Source organism: Mycolicibacterium monacense, from assembly GCF_010731575.1.
Lineage (GTDB): Bacteria > Actinomycetota > Actinomycetes > Mycobacteriales > Mycobacteriaceae > Mycobacterium > Mycobacterium monacense.
The window spans coordinates 752,888-770,652 of record NZ_AP022617.1 but is presented as its reverse complement, the minus strand read 5'-3'; the positions used below and the strand labels follow the sequence as shown (position 1 = coordinate 770,652).

Sequence of the window (17,765 nt, the reverse complement as noted above, 5' to 3'; positions counted from 1 at the left end):
TGGGTTTACCTTACTGACTTCTCCGAGCGCCGCAGCCCCTCGTCGATTCCTTGGCCGGCTTCGGGTTGGGCCGCGCACTACGGTGGGTATAGGGCGCGGAGAAGGTCTACGACAACCGACCGAGACAGAACCAACCGACAGAGTGGCCACATCGACGATGCTGGTGGTCGCGCCGATTCGAAGAGGAGTGGTGGTGGCCGGCCGTATCGGAATCGATGACGTCGCGCCCGTGGTATCCGGCGGCAGGTATCCGGCCAAAGCGGTGGTGGGTGAGGTGGTGCCGGTGAGCGCCACGGTGTGGCGCGAGGGCCACGAAGCCGTCTCCGCAACGCTGGTGGTGCGCTATCACGGCACGTCCTATCCCGAACTCGCCGACGCTCCGGTCGGCCGGGTGAGCACCACCGAGGCCGTGCCGATCGACGAGGTCGTCAACCCTTCGCCGCGGAAGAAGCCGCAGGCGCTGCCGATGAGCCTGGGCCGCACCCCCGATGTCTTCCACGGGCACTTCGTACCGGACGCGGTCGGGTTGTGGACCTACCGTGTCGACGGCTGGGGCGATCCGATCGCCAGCTGGCGCCACAACGTGATCGCCAAACTCGACGCCGGCCAGAGCGAGTCCGAACTGGACAACGATCTGCTCGTGGGCGCGCGGCTGCTGGAGCGGGCCGCCACCGGTGTCCCCCGTCAGGACCGCTACCCGCTGGTGCAGGCCGTCGAACGACTGCGCGAACCCGGCGATCCGTTCTACCGGGCGGGGGCGGCGCTGGCGGCCGACGTCACCGCACTGCTCGACCAGTATCCGCTGCGCGAATTGGTCACCCGCGGTGAGCAATACGGCGTCTGGGTGGACCGCCCGCTGGCCCGCTTCGGCTCCTGGTACGAGTTCTTCCCCCGCTCCACCGGCGGTTGGGACAGCCAGGGCCACCCCGTGCACGGCACGTTCGCCACCGCCACCAAGGCGCTGCCCCGGGTCGCCCGGATGGGCTTCGACGTGGTCTACCTCCCGCCGATCCACCCGATCGGCAAGGTGCACCGCAAGGGCCCGAACAACAGCGTGACCGCGGGCCCGAACGACGTGGGGTCACCGTGGGCGATCGGCAGCGACGAGGGCGGCCACGACGCCGTGCACCCGGAGTTGGGCACCATCGAGGACTTCGACGACTTCGTCGCCGCGGCCCGTGACGAAGGCCTCGAGGTGGCGCTGGACCTGGCGCTGCAGTGTGCGCCGGACCATCCGTGGGCGCGCGAGCATCCGGAGTGGTTCACCGTGCTGCCCGACGGCACCATCGCCTACGCGGAGAACCCGCCGAAGAAGTACCAGGACATCTATCCGCTGAACTTCGACAACGACCCGACGGGGTTGTACATGGAGGTGCTGCGGGTGGTCCGGTTCTGGATCTCCCACGGCGTCAAGGTCTTTCGCGTGGACAACCCACACACCAAACCGCCCAACTTCTGGGCGTGGCTGATCGGGGAGATCAAGAACGAGGACCCCGACGTGCTGTTCCTGGCCGAGGCGTTCACCCGGCCGGCCCGCCTGTACGGGCTGGCGAAACTCGGCTACACGCAGTCGTACACGTACTTCACCTGGCGGACGTCGAAACACGAGTTGACCGAGTTCGGCAGGCAGATCGCCGAACACGCCGACTATGCGCGGCCCAACCTGTTCGTCAACACCCCCGACATCCTGCACGAAAGCCTCCAGCACGGCGGCCCCGGCATGTTCGCGATCCGCGCGGTGCTGGCGTCCACGATGAGTTCGGTGTGGGGGGTCTACTCCGGTTACGAACTGTTCGAACACCGACCGGTGCGGGAAGGCAGCGAGGAGTACCTCAACTCCGAGAAGTACGAACTGCGTCCGCGCGACTTCGACGCCGCCCTGGCCGACGGGGAGTCACTGGAGCCGTTCATCACCCGGCTCAACGAGATTCGGCGGGTGCATCCGGCGCTGCACGAACTGCGGACCATCACGTTCCACTACCCCGACAACGACGCCGTCCTGGCCTACAGCAAGTTCGACCCGGCCACCGGTGATCAGGTCCTCGTCGTGGTCACGCTCAACCCGTTCGGGCCCGAAGAGGCCACAGTGTGGTTGGACATGCCCGCATTGGGAATGGAGCCATACGACAGGTTCTGGGTCCGCGACGAGATCACCGGAGAGGAATACCAGTGGGGGCAGTCGAACTACGTGCGCATCGAACCGGCGAAGGCGGTCGCGCACGTGCTCAACATGCCCCAGGTGCCCGCCGACCAACGCCTCAACCTACTGCGTAGGGAGTGAACACACGCATGGCCAAGACAAAAGGACTGCCGAAAGACACCGCGGTGACCCCCAGCCCGCATCTGCGGCCGCACACCGCCGACCTGAACCGGTTGCTCGCCGGTGAGCACCACGACCCGCATTCGATCCTCGGGGCGCACGAATACGACGACCACACGGTGATCCGGGCGTACCGTCCGCACGCGACCGAGGTCGCGGCCGTCGTCGGCGGCGAACGCCACGTGTTCACCCACCTCGAGGCCGGCGTGTTCGCGGTGACGCTGCCGTTCACCGGCCTGATCGACTACCGCCTCGAGGTCGGCTACGACCACGGCGGCGACCAGCCGCACATCCACCACACCGCCGACGCGTACCGGTTCCTGCCCACGCTGGGCGAGATGGACCTGCACCTGTTCTCCGAGGGGCGCCACGAACGGTTGTGGGAGGTGCTCGGGGCGCATCCGCGCACCTTCGAAACCCCCGACGGCGTCGTCGAAGGCGTCTCGTTCGCCGTCTGGGCGCCCAACGCCAACGGTGTGCAGCTGATCGGCGACTTCAACCACTGGGACGGCAACGAGGCGCAGCTGCGCGTCCTCGGTTCGACCGGGGTGTGGGAGCTGTTCTGGCCGGACTTCCCGGTCGACGGGCTCTACAAGTTCCGCATCCACGGCGCCGACGGCGTGGTGAGCGAGCGGGCCGACCCGATGGCCTTCGCGACCGAGGTGCCGCCGCAGACCGCATCGCGGGTCACCACGAGCAGCTACACGTGGAACGACGACGCGTGGATGACGCAGCGCGCCGCCCAGAACCCGGTGTTCGAGCCGATGAGCACCCTCGAGGTGCACCTCATGTCGTGGCGGCCCGGCCTGTCGTACGTGGAGCTGGCCGATCAGCTGACCGAGTACGTCGTCGAGCACGGGTTCACCCATGTCGAGATGCTGCCGGTGGCCGAGCACCCGTTCGGGGGTTCGTGGGGTTACCAGGTCACGTCGTACTACGCGCCGACCTCGCGCCTGGGCACCCCCGACGAGTTCCGCTACCTCGTCGACCGACTGCATCAGGCCGGCATCGGGGTGATCGTCGACTGGGTGCCCGCGCACTTCCCGAAGGACGCGTGGGCGCTGGGCCGGTTCGACGGCACCGCACTCTACGAACACGCCGACCCCCGCCGCGGTGAACAGTTGGATTGGGGCACATACGTCTTCGACTTCGGCCGGGCCGAGGTGCGCAACTTCCTGGTCGCCAACGCGCTGTACTGGCTGCAGGAGTTCCACGTCGACGGACTACGCGTGGACGCCGTCGCCTCGATGCTCTACCTGGACTACTCGCGGCCCGAGGGCGGCTGGACGCCGAACATCTACGGCGGCCGCGAGAACCTCGAGGCGGTGCAGTTCCTCCAGGAGATGAACGCCACTGTGCACAAGGCCAGTCCGGGCATCGTGACGATCGCCGAGGAGTCGACGTCGTGGCCCGGCGTGACCCGTCCGACCAATCTGGGCGGGCTGGGCTTCTCGATGAAGTGGAACATGGGCTGGATGAACGACACGTTGGCGTTCATCAGCCGCGACCCCATCCACCGCAGCTACCACCACCACGAGATGACGTTCTCGATGCTCTACGCGTTCAGCGAGAACTACGTGCTGCCGATCAGCCACGACGAGGTGGTGCACGGTAAGGGCACGCTGTGGGGCCGGATGCCCGGCGACGACCACCGCAAGGCCGCGGGCGTGCGGCAGCTGCTGGCCTACCAGTGGGCGCACCCCGGTAAGCAGTTGCTGTTCCAGGGCCAGGAGTTCGGCCAGCGCGCGGAGTGGTCGGAGGAGCGGGGCGTCGACTGGTACCAACTCGACGAGAACAGCTACTCGGGCGGCATCCTGCGGATGATCTCCGACATGAACGGGATCTACACCAGCCACCGGGCGCTGTGGTCACACGACACCAGCCCGGAGGGGTACTCGTGGATCGACGCCAACGACTCGACGAACAACGTGCTGAGCTTCCTGCGCTACGGCGACGACGGTTCGGTGCTGGCGTGTGTGTTCAACTTCTCCGGCTCCGAGCACAGCCACTACCGGCTGGGCCTGCCGCACGCCGGGACGTGGCGTGAGGTGCTCAACACCGACGCGGCCGACTACAACGGCGCGGGCATCGGCAACTACGGGGCGGTGCAGGCCACCGACGAGCCGTGGCACGGCCGGCCCGCCTCGGCGGTGATGGTGCTGCCGCCGCTGTCGGCGCTGTGGTTCGAGCCGGTGGCCGCCGAGGCGCCCGTCGTCCAGGAGCCCCCGACTGCGCCGCCGCTGTCCTGACGGCGCTCAGTACAGGGCGTTGGCGAGCTTGCGCCGGCCCGCGATGACCTCGGGATCGGCCGGGTCGAAGAGCTCGAACAGTTCGATGAGCCGGGTTCGCACCCGGGTGCGGTCGTCGCCCGCGGTGCGCTTGACCAAGGCGATCAACCGCTCGAACGCCGCCTCGACCTGCTGCTGGAGGATCTCGACGTCGGCCGCGGCGAACGCGGCGTCGACGTCGTCGGGTGCGGCGTCGGCGACGGTCACCGCGTCCGGGCGCTGCGTCGTCGCACGTTGGAGGAACACGATCTGCCGGACCGCGCCCTTGGCCTCGGCGTGATTCGGCTGGGCGTCGAGGATCGCCTGGTAGGCGCTCAGCGCGGCGTCGAAGTCGCCGTTGTCGAGGAAGGCGCGTGCCTGCGCGACCTCGGGGTCGACCTGCTCGGGCTGGTCGGGATCACCGGATCCGGCGAGCTTGCCTGCCGTCGCTTCGAGGAGCGAGTCGATCCAGCGCCGTAGCTGATCGGCGGGCTGCGGCCCCTGGAAGCTCGAGATCGGCTGGCCTCCGGCGAGCGCGACGACCGTCGGCACCGCCTGCACGCCGAACATCTGCGCCACCCGCGGCGTGGTGTCGACGTTGACCGTCGCCAGCGACCACTTGCCGGCGTCGGCGTTCGCCAGCTCGGCGAGCGTCTGCCCCAGTGCCACGCTGGAGTCGCTGCGGGGTGACCACAGCAGCACCACCACGGGAACCTGACTGGAGCGGATCAACACCTCGGCTTCGAGGTTCGCCTCGGTGATCTCGACTCCGCCCGGGCCGCCTGCCCCGGCGGGCCCGGCCGCCTCGGCGGCGGGGCGTTGTTTGAGCGCGGACAGATCAACCGCACCGGCCAGTGCCGGCCCGATGGAAGGTCGTGGACGTGTCACGCGTGCAAGTCTGTCACGTTGTTTCGGGTGCGGGGCGGCCCGCCCGACCCGCCGCGGAGACGGTGTCGCCGTCGAGCCGACCCGTGCGATCGGCCCATATGAGGAAAATCACAGTTCCGAGCGGGACGATGCTCGCCAGCCCCGCCAGCAACCATGTCCAGGCCCGCCACTTGAGAGTGAACCCGGTCACGACGGCGGCCGCGAGGAACGCGACGAACACGCCGCCGTGGATGGGTCCGAAAATCTTGACCCCGATCTCGGTGCTCGGGCTGGCGAGGTACTTGAAGTACATCCCCAGCAGCAGCCCGACCCAGCTCGCCGCCTCGAGCAGGCCGACGAGCCGGAGCCAGCCGACGGGGTTACGCAGATCGAAAGCACCAGACATGGCCGCCATTGTGCCGGAAGCCGGCCGCGATTACTACAAGCCGTCGTAGAGGCCGGGCCGACGCGTCAGGGGCGACGCAGGATCAGCGCATCGCCCTGACCGCCCGCACCGCAGAGCGCGGCCACCGCGTAACCGGAGCCGCGGCGGGCCAGCTCGAGGGCCGCGTGCAGCGTGATCCGGGCACCGGACATCCCGATCGGGTGGCCGATCGCGATGGCACCGCCGTTGACGTTGACCCGCTCCGGATCCACGCCGAGTTCCTGGGTGGACGCCAACGCGACCGCCGAGAACGCCTCGTTGATCTCGATCACGTCGAGCTGATCGGTCGAGATGCCCTCGCGGGCGATCGCCTTCTTGATCGCGTTGGCCGGCTGGCTCTGCAGGGTGGAGTCGGGGCCGGCGACCACGCCGTGCGCGCCGATCTCCGCGAGCCAGGTCAGGCCCAGTTCCTCGGCCTTGGCCTTGTTCATCACCACCACTGCGCAAGCGCCGTCCGAGATCTGCGACGCCGAACCGGCGGTGATGGTGCCGTCCTTGCGGAACGCCGGCTTGAGCCCGGCCAGCGACTCGGCCGTGGTGTTGGCCCGGATGCCCTCGTCCTCCGAGAACTCGATGGGGTCACCCTTGCGCTGCGGGATCGACACCGGCACCACCTCGTCGGCGTATACGCCGTCCTTCCACGCCGCGGCGGCCTTCTGATGCGAGGTGGCAGCGAACTCGTCCTGCTGGGCGCGGGTGAACTGGTCGACGTCGTTGCGCTGTTCGGTGAGCGCACCCATCGGCTGGTCGGTGAACACGTCGTGCAGGCCGTCATAGGCCATGTGGTCGAGCGCGGTCACGTCGCCGTACTTGTATCCCGAGCGGCTGTTGACGAGCAGGTGCGGGGCCTGGGTCATCGACTCCTGACCACCGGCGACCACGACGTCGAACTCACCCGCGCGGATGAGCTGGTCGGCCAGCGCGATCGCGTCGATGCCCGATAGGCACATCTTGTTGATGGTCAGCGCAGGCACGTCCCACGGGATACCGGCGGCCACGGCGGCCTGGCGGGCGGGCATCTGCCCGGCGCCGGCGGTGAGCACCTGGCCCATGATCACGTAATCGACGGACGACGGTGCCACACCCGCCTTCTCCAACGCGGCCTTGATCGCGATCCCGCCCAGATCACTGCCCGAGAAGTCCTTCAGCGAACCCATCAACTTGCCTACCGGCGTGCGGGCCCCAGCAACGATCACCGACGTCGTCATCAATACCTCCAAGCGGGTTTCGGGCGGTTCCGATGAGGCTATACAGGTGACCTGAAGTGTTCGGAACCGATGCCGTTAGGTTACCTTTGCGATATGACTGCCGAGCAAATTGACGCCCGTCCAGTGCTGGCCACCGCCCTGGTGACCGCGATCGATCACGTCGGTATCGCGGTGCCGGATCTGGACGAAGCGATCAGGTGGTACCACGACCACCTCGGCATGATCGTGCTGCACGAAGAAGTCAACGAGGAGCAGGGCATCCGCGAGGCCATGCTGTCGGTGCGGGGCGCCCCGGTGGGCAGCACCCAGATTCAGCTGATGTCACCGATCGACGACTCGTCGACCATCGCGAAGTTCCTCGACAAGCGCGGCCCCGGCCTGCAGCAGTTCGCCTACCGCGTCAGCGACCTCGACGGCCTCTGCGAGCGGTTGCGCGAGCAGGGCGTGCGGCTCATCTACGACGAGCCCCGCCGCGGCACCTCGAACTCGCGCATCAATTTCATCCACCCCAAGGACGGCGGCGGCGTGCTCATCGAGCTCCTCGAACCCGCCGCCGAGCACTGATCCGCTAGGACCATCTACGCGTCGGGCCCCGCGTGGCCCGGTGCGTCCAGCACGGCGTGTGCCAGTGGCGGCGGTCCTCGACCGCCGACTCCCCCGAATCCGCCGGCCAGACCACGAGATGTGCTGTGCCGGGCCGGATCTCATGATCACAGCCAGGGCACCGGTAAGTCTTCGTCGCGCGCGAGCCGACCACCGGTCGAACCTCGTACTCGTACCCGTCGGGCCCGGTCTCGACCCGCCGTTGCTCGAACACGGCAGGCAGCGGACGCGACCGCCGCGGCGGAGGGCGGCGCCTGGGCATGAGGGCAGTCTAAGCGCTCAGAACAGCCGGTACTCGTCGCTGTCCATACCGCGCATCTGGTCGTAATCGAGTATCAGACAACGAATCCCACGATCGTTGGCCAGCGTGCGGGCCTGCGGTTTGATCTGTTGGGCGGCGAACACGCCGGACACCGGCGCCAGCAGGGTGTCCCGGTTGAGCAGTTCGAGGTAGCGGGTGAGCTGTTCGACCCCGTCGATCTCACCGCGGCGTTTGATCTCCACGGCCACCGAACGACCGGTCTCGTCGCGGCACAGCAGGTCGACCGGCCCGATCGCGGTCATGTACTCACGGCGCACCAGCGTGTAACCGGCGCCCAGCAGCTCGACGTGTTCGGCCAGCAGCTTCTGCAGATGCGCCTCCACACCGTCCTTGACCAGCCCCGGATCCACCCCGAGGTCGTGGCTGGAGTCGTGTTCGATCTCCTCGACGGTGATCCGCAGCTGCTCGCCGGTCTTGTTCTCCACCACCCACACGGGGTGCGGATCACCGGACTCCTCCGACAGCCGACACGGTGGGCTCATCCAGTTCAGCGGTTTGTAGGCCCGGTCGTCGGCGTGCACGCTGACCGAACCGTCGGATTTGATCAGCAGCAGCCGGCGGGCGGACGGCAGATGGGCGGTCAACCGGCCGACGTAGTCGACCGTGCACTGGGCGATGACGAGACGCACCCGCACAACATTAGGGTCTGCGGACCCGCGCAAATTAGGCTGGCGGCACAATGGACGCCACGACGACCGCCAAGAAAAGCGTTCCACAACGCCTGGGCCTGCTCCTGGAGAAGGTGACCAGGCAGAGCGGGCGGCTGCCGGACACCCCGCATTACGGCTCGTGGCTGCTGGGCAAGCCGGAGGAGAACCAGCAGCGCCGGCGCATCCGCATCCAGATCATCCTGACCTTCTTGATCCTCGTCACGAACATCCTGGGCATCGGGGTGTCGTTGCTGCTCAACGCCGTCGCCATCCCGGTGCCGAGCGTCTTCTCCGACGCGCCGGCCTGGCTGACCTGGGGTGTGGTCCCCGCGTACATGCTGGTCGCGCTGCTGTTCGGCACGGCGTGGATCACCTCGCACATCGTCCGATCGTTGCGATGGGCGATCGAGGAGCGCACACCCACCCGCGCCGACCAGTACAACGTGTTCCGGGCGCCGTGGCAGGTGGCGAGGATGCTGCTGCTCTTCTGGGGCGTCGGTACCGCGCTCCTGACGCTGCTGTACGGCCTGCAGGATTCGGCGTTCATCCCCCGGTTCTTGTTCGCGGTGGGCTTCCCCGGAATCGTCGTGGCCACCGCCTGCTACCTCGTCACCGAGTTCGCGCTGCGGCCGATCGCCGCCCAGGCGCTCGAAGCCGGCCGCCCACCACGCCGGCTCGCACAGGGGGTCATGGGCCGCACCATGACGGTCTGGCTGCTCAGCTCGGGTGTGCCCGTGCTCGGCATCCTCCTGCTCGCCGTGTTCTCGCTCTCGATGCAGAATCTGAGTGCCACGCAGTTCGGGATCGCCGTGATGATCATCGCGGTGGTCGCGCTGCTCTTCGGGTTGATCCTGATGTGGCTGCTGTCGTGGCTCATCGCCACCCCGGTGCGCGTGGTGCGCGCCGCGCTCAAGAACGTCGAACGGGGCGACTTCGACTGTCAGCTGGTCGTTTTCGACGGCACCGAACTCGGTGAGCTGCAACGGGGTTTCAACAAGATGGTGGAGGGGCTGCGCGAACGCGAACGGGTGCGCGACCTGTTCGGCCGCCACGTCGGCCGTGAGGTCGCCCTGGCGGCGGAGAAGGAGCAGATCGAGCTGGGCGGCGAGGAACGCCACGCCGCGGTGATCTTCGTCGACATCATCGGATCGACGCAGATGGTCACCAGCAGGCCTGCGTCGGAGATCGTCGAACTGCTCAACCGGTTCTTCGCCGTGATCGTCGACGAGGTGGACCGCCACCACGGCCTGGTCAACAAGTTCGAAGGCGATGCGGTGCTGGCCGTGTTCGGCGCCCCGGTCGCGCTCGACAACGCCGCGGCCGAGGCGCTGGCCGCCGCCCGCGCCATCGCCGAGCGGCTCACCTCCGAGGTGCCCGACTGTGAGGCGGGGATCGGGGTGGCGGCGGGTCAGGTGGTCGCGGGCAACGTGGGCGCCAAGGAGCGTTTCGAGTACACCGTGATCGGCGAACCGGTCAACGAGGCCGCCCGGCTGTGCGAACTCGCGAAATCGGTGCCGAACCGGTTGGTCGCGTCCTCCGACACCGTCAAGGCCGCGACGGACGCCGAACGCGCGCACTGGACTCTCGGCGACACGGTGACCCTGCGCGGCCACGACGAGCCGACGACGCTGGCGCTGCTGGCTGACGCCTAGTTCGCGCGCAGCGTTCCGTCGACGTATTCGGCGCGACAGGCCCGTCGGGCCAGCTTGCCGCTGGTGGTCCGCGGGATGGCGCCGGCGGGGACGAAACGCACGTCGGCGACCTCGACTCCGTGGCGCTGCCGCACCGCGGCGCGGATCGCCTCGACGGCAGGCGCCGGGTCGGCGCGGCGGGTCCCCGATGCGCGCTCGGCGATGATCACCAACTGCTCGCCGGAGACGGTGAACGCGGTGGCGTGGCCGCGGCGCACCAGCGGGGAGGCGTCCGCTGTGGTGGCCTCGATGTCCTGCGGATAGTGCCCGCGCCCGTCGATCACGATGAGGTCCGCCAGCCGGCCGGTGACATAGAGCTCGCCGTCGAGATAGGTGCCCAAGTCGCCCGTGCGCAGCCAGCGACCGTCGTCGGGAACGCCGTCGGCATGACCTCCCGCCCTCGATGTCAGTGCGGCGCAGAATGTCTCGCGAGTCTCGTCGGGTCGACCCCAGTATCCGCGGCCGAGGTTCTCACCGTGCAACCAGATCTCGCCGACATATCCGTCGGGCATTTCTTCACCGGAGTCGGGGTCGACGATCACCGCCCACTGGCTCCGGGCGATCTGACCGCACGACACCTGGGCCACCGCGTCCTGCGCGTCGGCGGCCACGCGGACCGCCCGGCCTGCGGCCAGTTGTGCGCGGTCGAAGTGCGCCACCGACGGTTCCGCGTCCGGGGCGATCGTCGCGACGAACAGCGTCGCCTCGGCGATGCCGTAGGACGGTTTGACCGCCGTCGGCGGCAGCCCGTATTCGGCGAAGGCCGCGGTGAAGGTGTCGATGGCCGCCATGCTCACCGGTTCGGATCCGATGATGAGGACGACGTTGGCCAGATCGATGTCCTCACCTTCGTCGGGCAAGCCCCGCTGGGCGGTCCACTCGAAGGCGAAGTTCGGCGCGGCGGTGACGACGCGGCCCTGCCGGGACCCCTCCGACAGCGCGCGGATCCAGCGCTGGGGCCGGCGCAGGAACGCCGTCGGCGACATCAGCGTGGAGTGCCCGCCGTAGACGGCCGGGAAGCCGATCATCGACAGCCCCATGTCGTGGAACAGCGGTAACCAACTGACGCCGTGGGTGTTTCGGTCCAGCAGGTCGATCGACAGGATCATCTGCAGGAGGTTCGTGCCGACGGCACGGTGGGTGATCTCGACGCCGGCCGGGGGCCGGGTCGCGCCGGAGGTGTACTGCAGGTGCGAGACGTCGTCGACGTCGATCGGCGTGGTCACGAACGACTCCCCCGCGGAGTCGGGAATGTCGTCGATCAGCACGACGTGCGGACGCGTGACGCCCACGAGGTCGGCGAGGAAACCTTCGACGGCGCCGGCCGCCGCCGAGGTGGTCAGCACGACGGTTGGGCGGGCGTCCTCGAGCGCGGTCCGGAGGCGTTCGGCGTGGCCCTGCAGTTCGGGCGCGAACAGTGGCACCGCGATGGTGCCCGCCTTGATCGCGGCGAAGAACCCGGTGACCCAGTCCAGGCCCTGGGGCGCGAGGATCGCGACGCGGTCGCCGCGGGAGGTGAGCTGCTGTATCCGCGCACCGACCGCGCGTAGCCGCACGCCGAGTTCGGTCCAGGTGAGCTCCGCGACCCGCACCTCGTCGGTGCCGGTGTGGTCGAGGTAGCGGTACGCCACGGCGTCGCCGACAGCGGCGATGTTGCGGTCGATGAGCGAGATCAACGTGACGCCCGGCGGGAGCACGATGTTGCCCGCGGCGTCGAGGCAGTCCTCGATCTTCAGCAGACCTTCGTGAACCATCTGCCCGGTACCGCCGCTCATGGTTTCGAGTCTAGGGATGCGGCCGCACGGGCAGCATGGCGCACGACCATGTCGGATTTCCGCCGGTGGTGTCGGTGGCGGCGTGTAAGTCTGACAGCATGTACGACGATTTCGACCGCTGCTACCGGGCCGTGCAGTCCAAGGACGCGCGGTTCGATGGTTGGTTCGTCACGGCGGTGCTGACGACGCGGATCTACTGCCGCCCAAGCTGTCCCGTCCGGCCGCCGTTCGCCCGCAACGTGCGCTTCTATCCGACCGCCGCGGCCGCTCTGGCGGCGGGATTCCGCGCCTGTAAGCGGTGCAGGCCCGACGCGTCGCCCGGTTCTCCCGAGTGGAACGTCCGCGGCGACGTGGCCGCCAGGGCGATGCGCCTGATCGCCGACGGCACGGTCGACCGGGACGGTGTCACGGGTCTGGCCGGCCGGCTCGGCTACACCACGCGGCAGTTGCAGCGCATCCTGCAGGCCGAGGTGGGGGCGAATCCGCTGGCGTTGGCCCGTGCGCAGCGGGCACAGACCGCACGCGTGCTGATCGAGACCACCGACCTGCCGTTCTCCGATGTGGCGTTCGCCGCGGGGTTCTCGAGCATCCGGCAGTTCAACGACACGGTGCGCGCCACCTCCGCGTGCACCCCGACCGCGATGCGGGAGCGGGCGCGACGCCGCTTCGGGGCGGCCACCGCCGGCGCGGGGTCGCTGGCACTGCGCCTGCCGGTGCGTAGGCCGTTCGCCTACGAAGGGGTGTTCGGGCACCTGGCGGCCAGCGCCGTACCGGGTGTCGAGGAGTTCCGTGACGGGGCCTTCCGCCGCACGCTGCGGCTTTCGCGGGGCCACGGCATCGTCGGCCTCACCCCCCGCGACGGTCACGTCGACTGCGTGCTGCACCTCGAGGACCTTCGGGACCTGTCCAGCGCCATCGCGCGGTGCCGGCGCCTGCTGGACCTCGACGCCGACCCGGAGGCCGTCGTCGACGTACTCGGCGCCGACCCGGACCTCACCGCGTTGGTGACGAAGGCGCCCGGGCAGCGCATCCCGCGCACTGTCGACGAGGCGGAACTGGCCGTGCGGGTGGTTCTGGGCCAACAGGTCTCCCTGAAGGCCGCCCGCACGCACGCCGCGCGGCTCGTCACCCACTACGGTCGCCCGATCAGCGATCCACACGGTGGCCTGACCCGCGTGTTTCCCACCGTGGAGGAACTCGCCGACATCGCTGCGCCCCATCTGGCCGTACCGCGCAGCCGGCAGTCCACCGTGCGCTCGCTCATCGCGGCACTGGCGTCGGGCGACGTGCGACTCGATCCCGGATGTGACTGGAACGAGGCACGGGCACAACTCACCGTACTGCCCGGCATCGGCACATGGACTGCGGAGGTGATCGCGATGCGCGGACTCGGCGATCCCGACGCCTTCCCCGTCACCGATCTGGGCGTGCTCACCGCCGCTCGCCACCTCGGCCTGGCCGAGGATGCCCGGGCCCTTGCAGCGCACGGCGCCCGGTGGCGTCCGTGGCGGGCCTACGCGACGCAGCACCTGTGGACGGCGCTCGATCATCCGGTCAACGACTGGCCCCCGAAGGAGATCCGACAGTGACGATTCGATTCCGTACCGTCGACAGCCCGGTCGGTCTGTTGACCCTCGCCGGCCGCGACGACCGGCTCAGGCATCTGCGCATGGTGGATCAGACCTACGAACCGAGCCGCCAGGGTTGGGAGCCCGATCCGACCACATTCGGTGACGTCGTGGCGCAACTCGGCGCCTACTTCGCCGGCGAACTCACGACGTTCGAACTCGAGCTCGACCTGGCCGGAACGGCGTTTCAGCGTCGCGTCTGGGAAGCGCTGCTGACCATTCCGTACGGGGAGACGCGGTCGTACGGCGACATCGCACGACAGATCGGTGCACCGGGCGCATTTCGGGCAGTCGGACTGGCGAATGGCCACAATCCGATCGGCATCATCGTGCCCTGCCATCGGGTGATCGGCGCGAATGGCAGCCTCACCGGATATGGCGGCGGAATCGAACGGAAGCGGATGCTCCTCGGAATGGAAAGGCAATTCCATTCCGCGGTTCCGACACTATTCGATTGATTCCGACTGGGCCGTTGAATAAAAAGGCCGTCAAACAAAAAAGACCTCGGCCCTCCGATTGTGGTCGGAGGGCCGAGGTGTAAAGGGTGTTCGGCGGTGTCCTACTTTTCCACCCGTGGTGGGTAGTATCATCGGCGCTGGCAGGCTTAGCTTCCGGGTTCGGGATGGGACCGGGCGTTTCCCTGCCGCTATGGACCGCCGTAACTTTATTTTCACTCGTTTCTGAGTGCCCCCACAGGTGGTGTGGGGGAAGTGTTTTTGGTGGTGGGGTGTGAATCGTGTCCGATTCTGGTGTGGATGCGTGGTTGCGAGGCGTTTGTGTGCACACCTTTTGTGGGTGTGTGTAAGTTTTCGGCCGGTTAGTGCCAGTTCCCTGCACACATTGCTGTGCTTCTAGGTCTGGTCTATCGATCCCGTGGTCTGCGGGGGGCCTTATCCCACTTAAATGGGTGAGAAGCCTGGTCTTGGAGGGGGTTTCCCGCTTAGATGCTTTCAGCGGTTATCCTGTCCGAACGTGGCTATCCAGCGGTGCCCCTGGTGGGACAACTGGTGTACCAGAGGTTCGTCCGTCCCGGTCCTCTCGTACTAGGGACAGATTTCCTCAAGCTTCTGACGCGCGCGGCGGATAGAGACCGAACTGTCTCACGACGTTCTAAACCCAGCTCGCGTGCCGCTTTAATGGGCGAACAGCCCAACCCTTGGGACCTGCTCCAGCCCCAGGATGCGACGAGCCGACATCGAGGTGCCAAACCATCCCGTCGATATGGACTCTTGGGGAAGATCAGCCTGTTATCCCCGGGGTACCTTTTATCCGTTGAGCGACACCCCTTCCACTCAGAGGTGCCGGATCACTAGTCCCGACTTTCGTCCCTGCTCGACATGTACGTCTCGCAGTCAAGCTCCCTTGTGCACTTACACTCAACACCTGATTGCCGTCCAGGTTGAGGGAACCTTTGGGCGCCTCCGTTACATTTTAGGAGGCAACCGCCCCAGTTAAACTACCCACCAGGCACTGTCCCTGAACCGGATATACGGTTCGAAGTTAGAAGCCCAATACGATCAGAGTGGTATTTCAACAACGACTCCACAACCACTGGCGTGGCCGCTTCACAGTCTCCCACCTATCCTACACAAACCGAACCGAACTCCAATACCAAGTTGTAGTGAAGGTCCCGGGGTCTTTTCGTCCTGCCGCGCGTAACGAGCATCTTTACTCGTAATGCAATTTCGCCGAGTCTATGGTTGAGACAGTTGAGAAGTCGTTACGCCATTCGTGCAGGTCGGAACTTACCCGACAAGGAATTTCGCTACCTTAGGATGGTTATAGTTACCACCGCCGTTTACTGGGGCTTAAATTCTCAGCTTCACCCCGAAGGGTTAACCGGTCCTCTTAACCTTCCAGCACCGGGCAGGCGTCAGTCCGTATACATCGTCTTGCGACTTCGCACGGACCTGTGTTTTTAGTAAACAGTCGCTTCTCACTGGTTTGTGCCACCCCCTCCCGCTGCCCCGGGTAAACCGGTTGACGGTATGGAGGTCCCCCTTCTCCCGAAGTTACGGGGGCATTTTGCCGAGTTCCTTAACCATAGTTCACTCGTACGCCTTGGTATTCTCTACCTGACCACCTGTGTCGGTTTGGGGTACGGGCCGTGTGTGCACTCGCTAGAGGCTTTTCTTGGCAGCATAGGATCACCGAATTCGCCTCAATCGGCTATGCATCACCTCTCAGGATATGTGACATCCGGATTTGCCTAGATGTCTCCCTACAGGCTTACCCCAGTACAACCACTGACTGGTACGGCTACCTTCCTGCGTCACCCCATCGCTTGACTACTACCAACGAAGGTCCCGCGCAGCCCCACAATCCCTCACCCCGAAGGGATCGGTGACCGTGGTTTTGGGCGGTTAGTACCGCTGATTCATCAGGGACGCTCACACACGGGTACGGGAATATCAACCCGTTGTCCATCGACTACGCCTGTCGGCCTCGCCTTAGGTCCCGACTCACCCTGGGCGGACTGGCCTGGCCCAGGAACCCTTGGTCTTTCGGCGGGCAAGGTTCTCACTTGCCTTATCGCTACTCATGCCTGCATTCTCACTCCCACACCCTCCACAGCTAGATCACTCTGCTGCTTCACCGGATGCAGGACGCTCCCCTACCCAACCAGACATATATCTGATTGCCGCGGCTTCGGCGGTGTGCTTGAGCCCCGCTACATTATCGGCGCACAATCACTTGACCAGTGAGCTATTACGCACTCTTTCAAGGGTGGCTGCTTCTAAGCCAACCTCCTGGTTGTCTTCGCGACTGCACATCCTTTTCCACTTAGCACACGCTTAGGGGCCTTAGCCGGCGATCTGGGCTGTTTCCCTCTCGACGCACGGAGCTTATCCCCCGCCGTCTCACTGCCACACTCTCACTTGTCGGCATTCGGAGTTTGGCTGACGTCAGTAACCTTGTGAGGCCCATCGGCCATCCAGTAGCTCTACCTCCAACAAGAAGCATGCAACGCTGCACCTAAATGCATTTCGGGGAGAACCAGCTATCACGGAGTTTGATTGGCCTTTCACCCCTACCCACAGCTCATCCCCTCAGTCTTCAACCTAAGTGGGTTCGGGCCTCCACGACGTCTTACCGTCGCTTCACCCTGGCCATGGGTAGATCACTCCGCTTCGGGTCCAGAACACACCACTACACCACACACTGTTGTGTGGATACGCCCTATTCAGACTCGCTTTCGCTACGGCTACCCCACCCGGGTTAACCTCGCGACATGTCCCTGACTCGCAGGCTCATTCTTCAAAAGGCACGCCATCACCCCACGACAAGTCGAGGGCTCTGACGGATTGTAGGCACACGGTTTCAGGTACTCTTTCACTCCCCTCCCGGGGTACTTTTCACCATTCCCTCACGGTACTAATCCGCTATCGGTCACTGGGAAGTATTCAGGCTTACCGGGTGGTCCCGGCAGATTCACAGCAGATTCCACGGGCCCGCTGCTACTCGGGGACACATCACTACAGAGCACGTGTTTTCACCTACGGGACTCTCACCCTCTACGGTCGGCCATCCCAAACCAGTTCGACTAACACGAGCTTTTCTCACTGCAGCCCAGACCGGCAGATCTGAGAACAATGCACCCACAACACCGCACACACAACCCCTGCCGGGTATCACATGTGCACGGTTTAGCCATCCTCCGCTTTCGCTCGCCACTACTCACGGAATCACTTTTGTTTTCTCTTCCTACGGGTACTGAGATGTTTCACTTCCCCGCGTTCCCCCCCGACACCTATGTATTCAGTGCCGGGTGACACGACATCACTCGTGCCGGGTTTCCCCATTCGGACATCCTCGGATCCACGCTCGGTTGGCAGCTCCCCGAGGCATATCGCAGCCTCCCACGTCCTTCATCGGCTCCCAGTGCCAAGGCATCCACCATGCGCCCTTAAACACTTACAACACAAAACCAAAAAATGAGTCAAAAAAAGAAATTGCATACAAACAGATGACCAACCCACACCAACACA

General features: G+C 66.1%; 12 protein-coding genes and 2 rRNA genes. 6 read left to right on the top strand and 8 right to left on the bottom strand.

Features of this window, described 5'->3' with window-relative positions:
* Nucleotides 1–193: 193 nt before the first annotated feature.
* Complete coding sequence (locus G6N49_RS03755) at nucleotides 194–2,281, top strand: alpha-1,4-glucan--maltose-1-phosphate maltosyltransferase (RefSeq protein WP_011856324.1); 2,088 nt, start codon at nucleotides 194–196, stop codon at nucleotides 2,279–2,281.
* 8 nt (nucleotides 2,282–2,289) lie between these two features.
* Entirely contained in the window at nucleotides 2,290–4,569 is a 2,280-nt protein-coding gene (gene glgB, locus G6N49_RS03750) for a 1,4-alpha-glucan branching protein GlgB (protein ID WP_011856325.1), read from the top strand.
* A 6-nt stretch (nucleotides 4,570–4,575) separates the two neighbouring features.
* Here glgB and G6N49_RS03745 read toward each other — a convergent pair whose 3' ends face one another.
* The 3 genes from G6N49_RS03745 to G6N49_RS03735 are packed head-to-tail and all read right to left on the bottom strand — an operon-like array spanning nucleotide 4,576 to nucleotide 7,107.
* Nucleotides 4,576–5,475 carry a tetratricopeptide repeat protein gene (locus G6N49_RS03745; RefSeq protein ID WP_011561242.1) on the bottom strand — a complete coding sequence of 300 codons (900 nt, stop codon included), beginning with the start codon at nucleotides 5,473–5,475 and terminating at the stop codon, nucleotides 4,576–4,578.
* Nucleotides 5,476–5,488: 13 nt separating this feature from the next.
* The gene (locus G6N49_RS03740; protein ID WP_011856326.1) at nucleotides 5,489–5,869 is read right to left on the bottom strand and encodes a DUF3817 domain-containing protein; all 381 of its coding nucleotides are present in this window, start codon (nucleotides 5,867–5,869) and stop codon (nucleotides 5,489–5,491) included.
* A gap of 56 nt (nucleotides 5,870–5,925) precedes the next feature.
* Nucleotides 5,926–7,107: an acetyl-CoA C-acetyltransferase gene (locus G6N49_RS03735; RefSeq protein ID WP_011856327.1), complete on the bottom strand. Its 1,182-nt coding sequence runs from the start codon at nucleotides 7,105–7,107 to the stop codon at nucleotides 5,926–5,928.
* A gap of 93 nt (nucleotides 7,108–7,200) precedes the next feature.
* Between G6N49_RS03735 and mce the strand changes: the two genes are divergently transcribed.
* Entirely contained in the window at nucleotides 7,201–7,671 is a 471-nt protein-coding gene (gene mce / locus G6N49_RS03730; protein WP_011856328.1) for a methylmalonyl-CoA epimerase, read from the top strand.
* Nucleotides 7,672–7,675: 4 nt separating this feature from the next.
* Here mce and G6N49_RS29405 read toward each other — a convergent pair whose 3' ends face one another.
* Together G6N49_RS29405 and nucS are read right to left on the bottom strand one after the other, a co-directional pair.
* A complete protein-coding gene (locus G6N49_RS29405; RefSeq protein WP_011561246.1) occupies nucleotides 7,676–7,972 on the bottom strand; it encodes an Rv1322 family protein in 297 nt (98 codons plus the stop codon).
* A gap of 17 nt (nucleotides 7,973–7,989) precedes the next feature.
* Complete coding sequence (gene nucS / locus G6N49_RS03720; RefSeq protein ID WP_011856329.1) at nucleotides 7,990–8,661, bottom strand: endonuclease NucS; 672 nt, start codon at nucleotides 8,659–8,661, stop codon at nucleotides 7,990–7,992.
* 50 nt (nucleotides 8,662–8,711) lie between these two features.
* On the opposite strand from nucS, the gene G6N49_RS03715 reads away from it, so the two are divergent.
* On the top strand, nucleotides 8,712–10,334 hold the full coding sequence (locus G6N49_RS03715) for an adenylate/guanylate cyclase domain-containing protein (protein ID WP_011561248.1): 1,623 nt from the start codon (nucleotides 8,712–8,714) through the stop codon (nucleotides 10,332–10,334).
* On the opposite strand, the gene G6N49_RS03710 is transcribed toward G6N49_RS03715, so the two are convergent.
* Entirely contained in the window at nucleotides 10,331–12,148 is a 1,818-nt protein-coding gene (locus tag G6N49_RS03710) for a fatty acyl-AMP ligase (protein WP_011856330.1), read from the bottom strand. The two genes, G6N49_RS03715 and G6N49_RS03710, sit on opposite strands and share 4 nt — an antisense overlap.
* Nucleotides 12,149–12,246: 98 nt before the next feature.
* Here G6N49_RS03710 and G6N49_RS03705 point away from each other — a divergent pair, with 98 nt between their 5' ends.
* Together G6N49_RS03705 and G6N49_RS03700 are read left to right on the top strand one after the other, a co-directional pair.
* Nucleotides 12,247–13,737, top strand: coding sequence for a DNA-3-methyladenine glycosylase 2 family protein (locus G6N49_RS03705; protein WP_011856331.1), 1,491 nt, complete (start codon nucleotides 12,247–12,249; stop codon nucleotides 13,735–13,737).
* Complete coding sequence (locus G6N49_RS03700; protein ID WP_011856332.1) at nucleotides 13,734–14,234, top strand: methylated-DNA--[protein]-cysteine S-methyltransferase; 501 nt, start codon at nucleotides 13,734–13,736, stop codon at nucleotides 14,232–14,234. Before G6N49_RS03705 ends, G6N49_RS03700 begins: the two co-directional genes overlap by 4 nt.
* A gap of 88 nt (nucleotides 14,235–14,322) precedes the next feature.
* Here G6N49_RS03700 and rrf read toward each other — a convergent pair.
* Nucleotides 14,323–14,437 (bottom strand): 5S ribosomal RNA (rrf, locus tag G6N49_RS03695).
* A 136-nt stretch (nucleotides 14,438–14,573) separates the two neighbouring features.
* A 23S ribosomal RNA gene (locus G6N49_RS03690) occupies nucleotides 14,574–17,697 on the bottom strand.
* Nucleotides 17,698–17,765 lie beyond the last annotated feature (68 nt).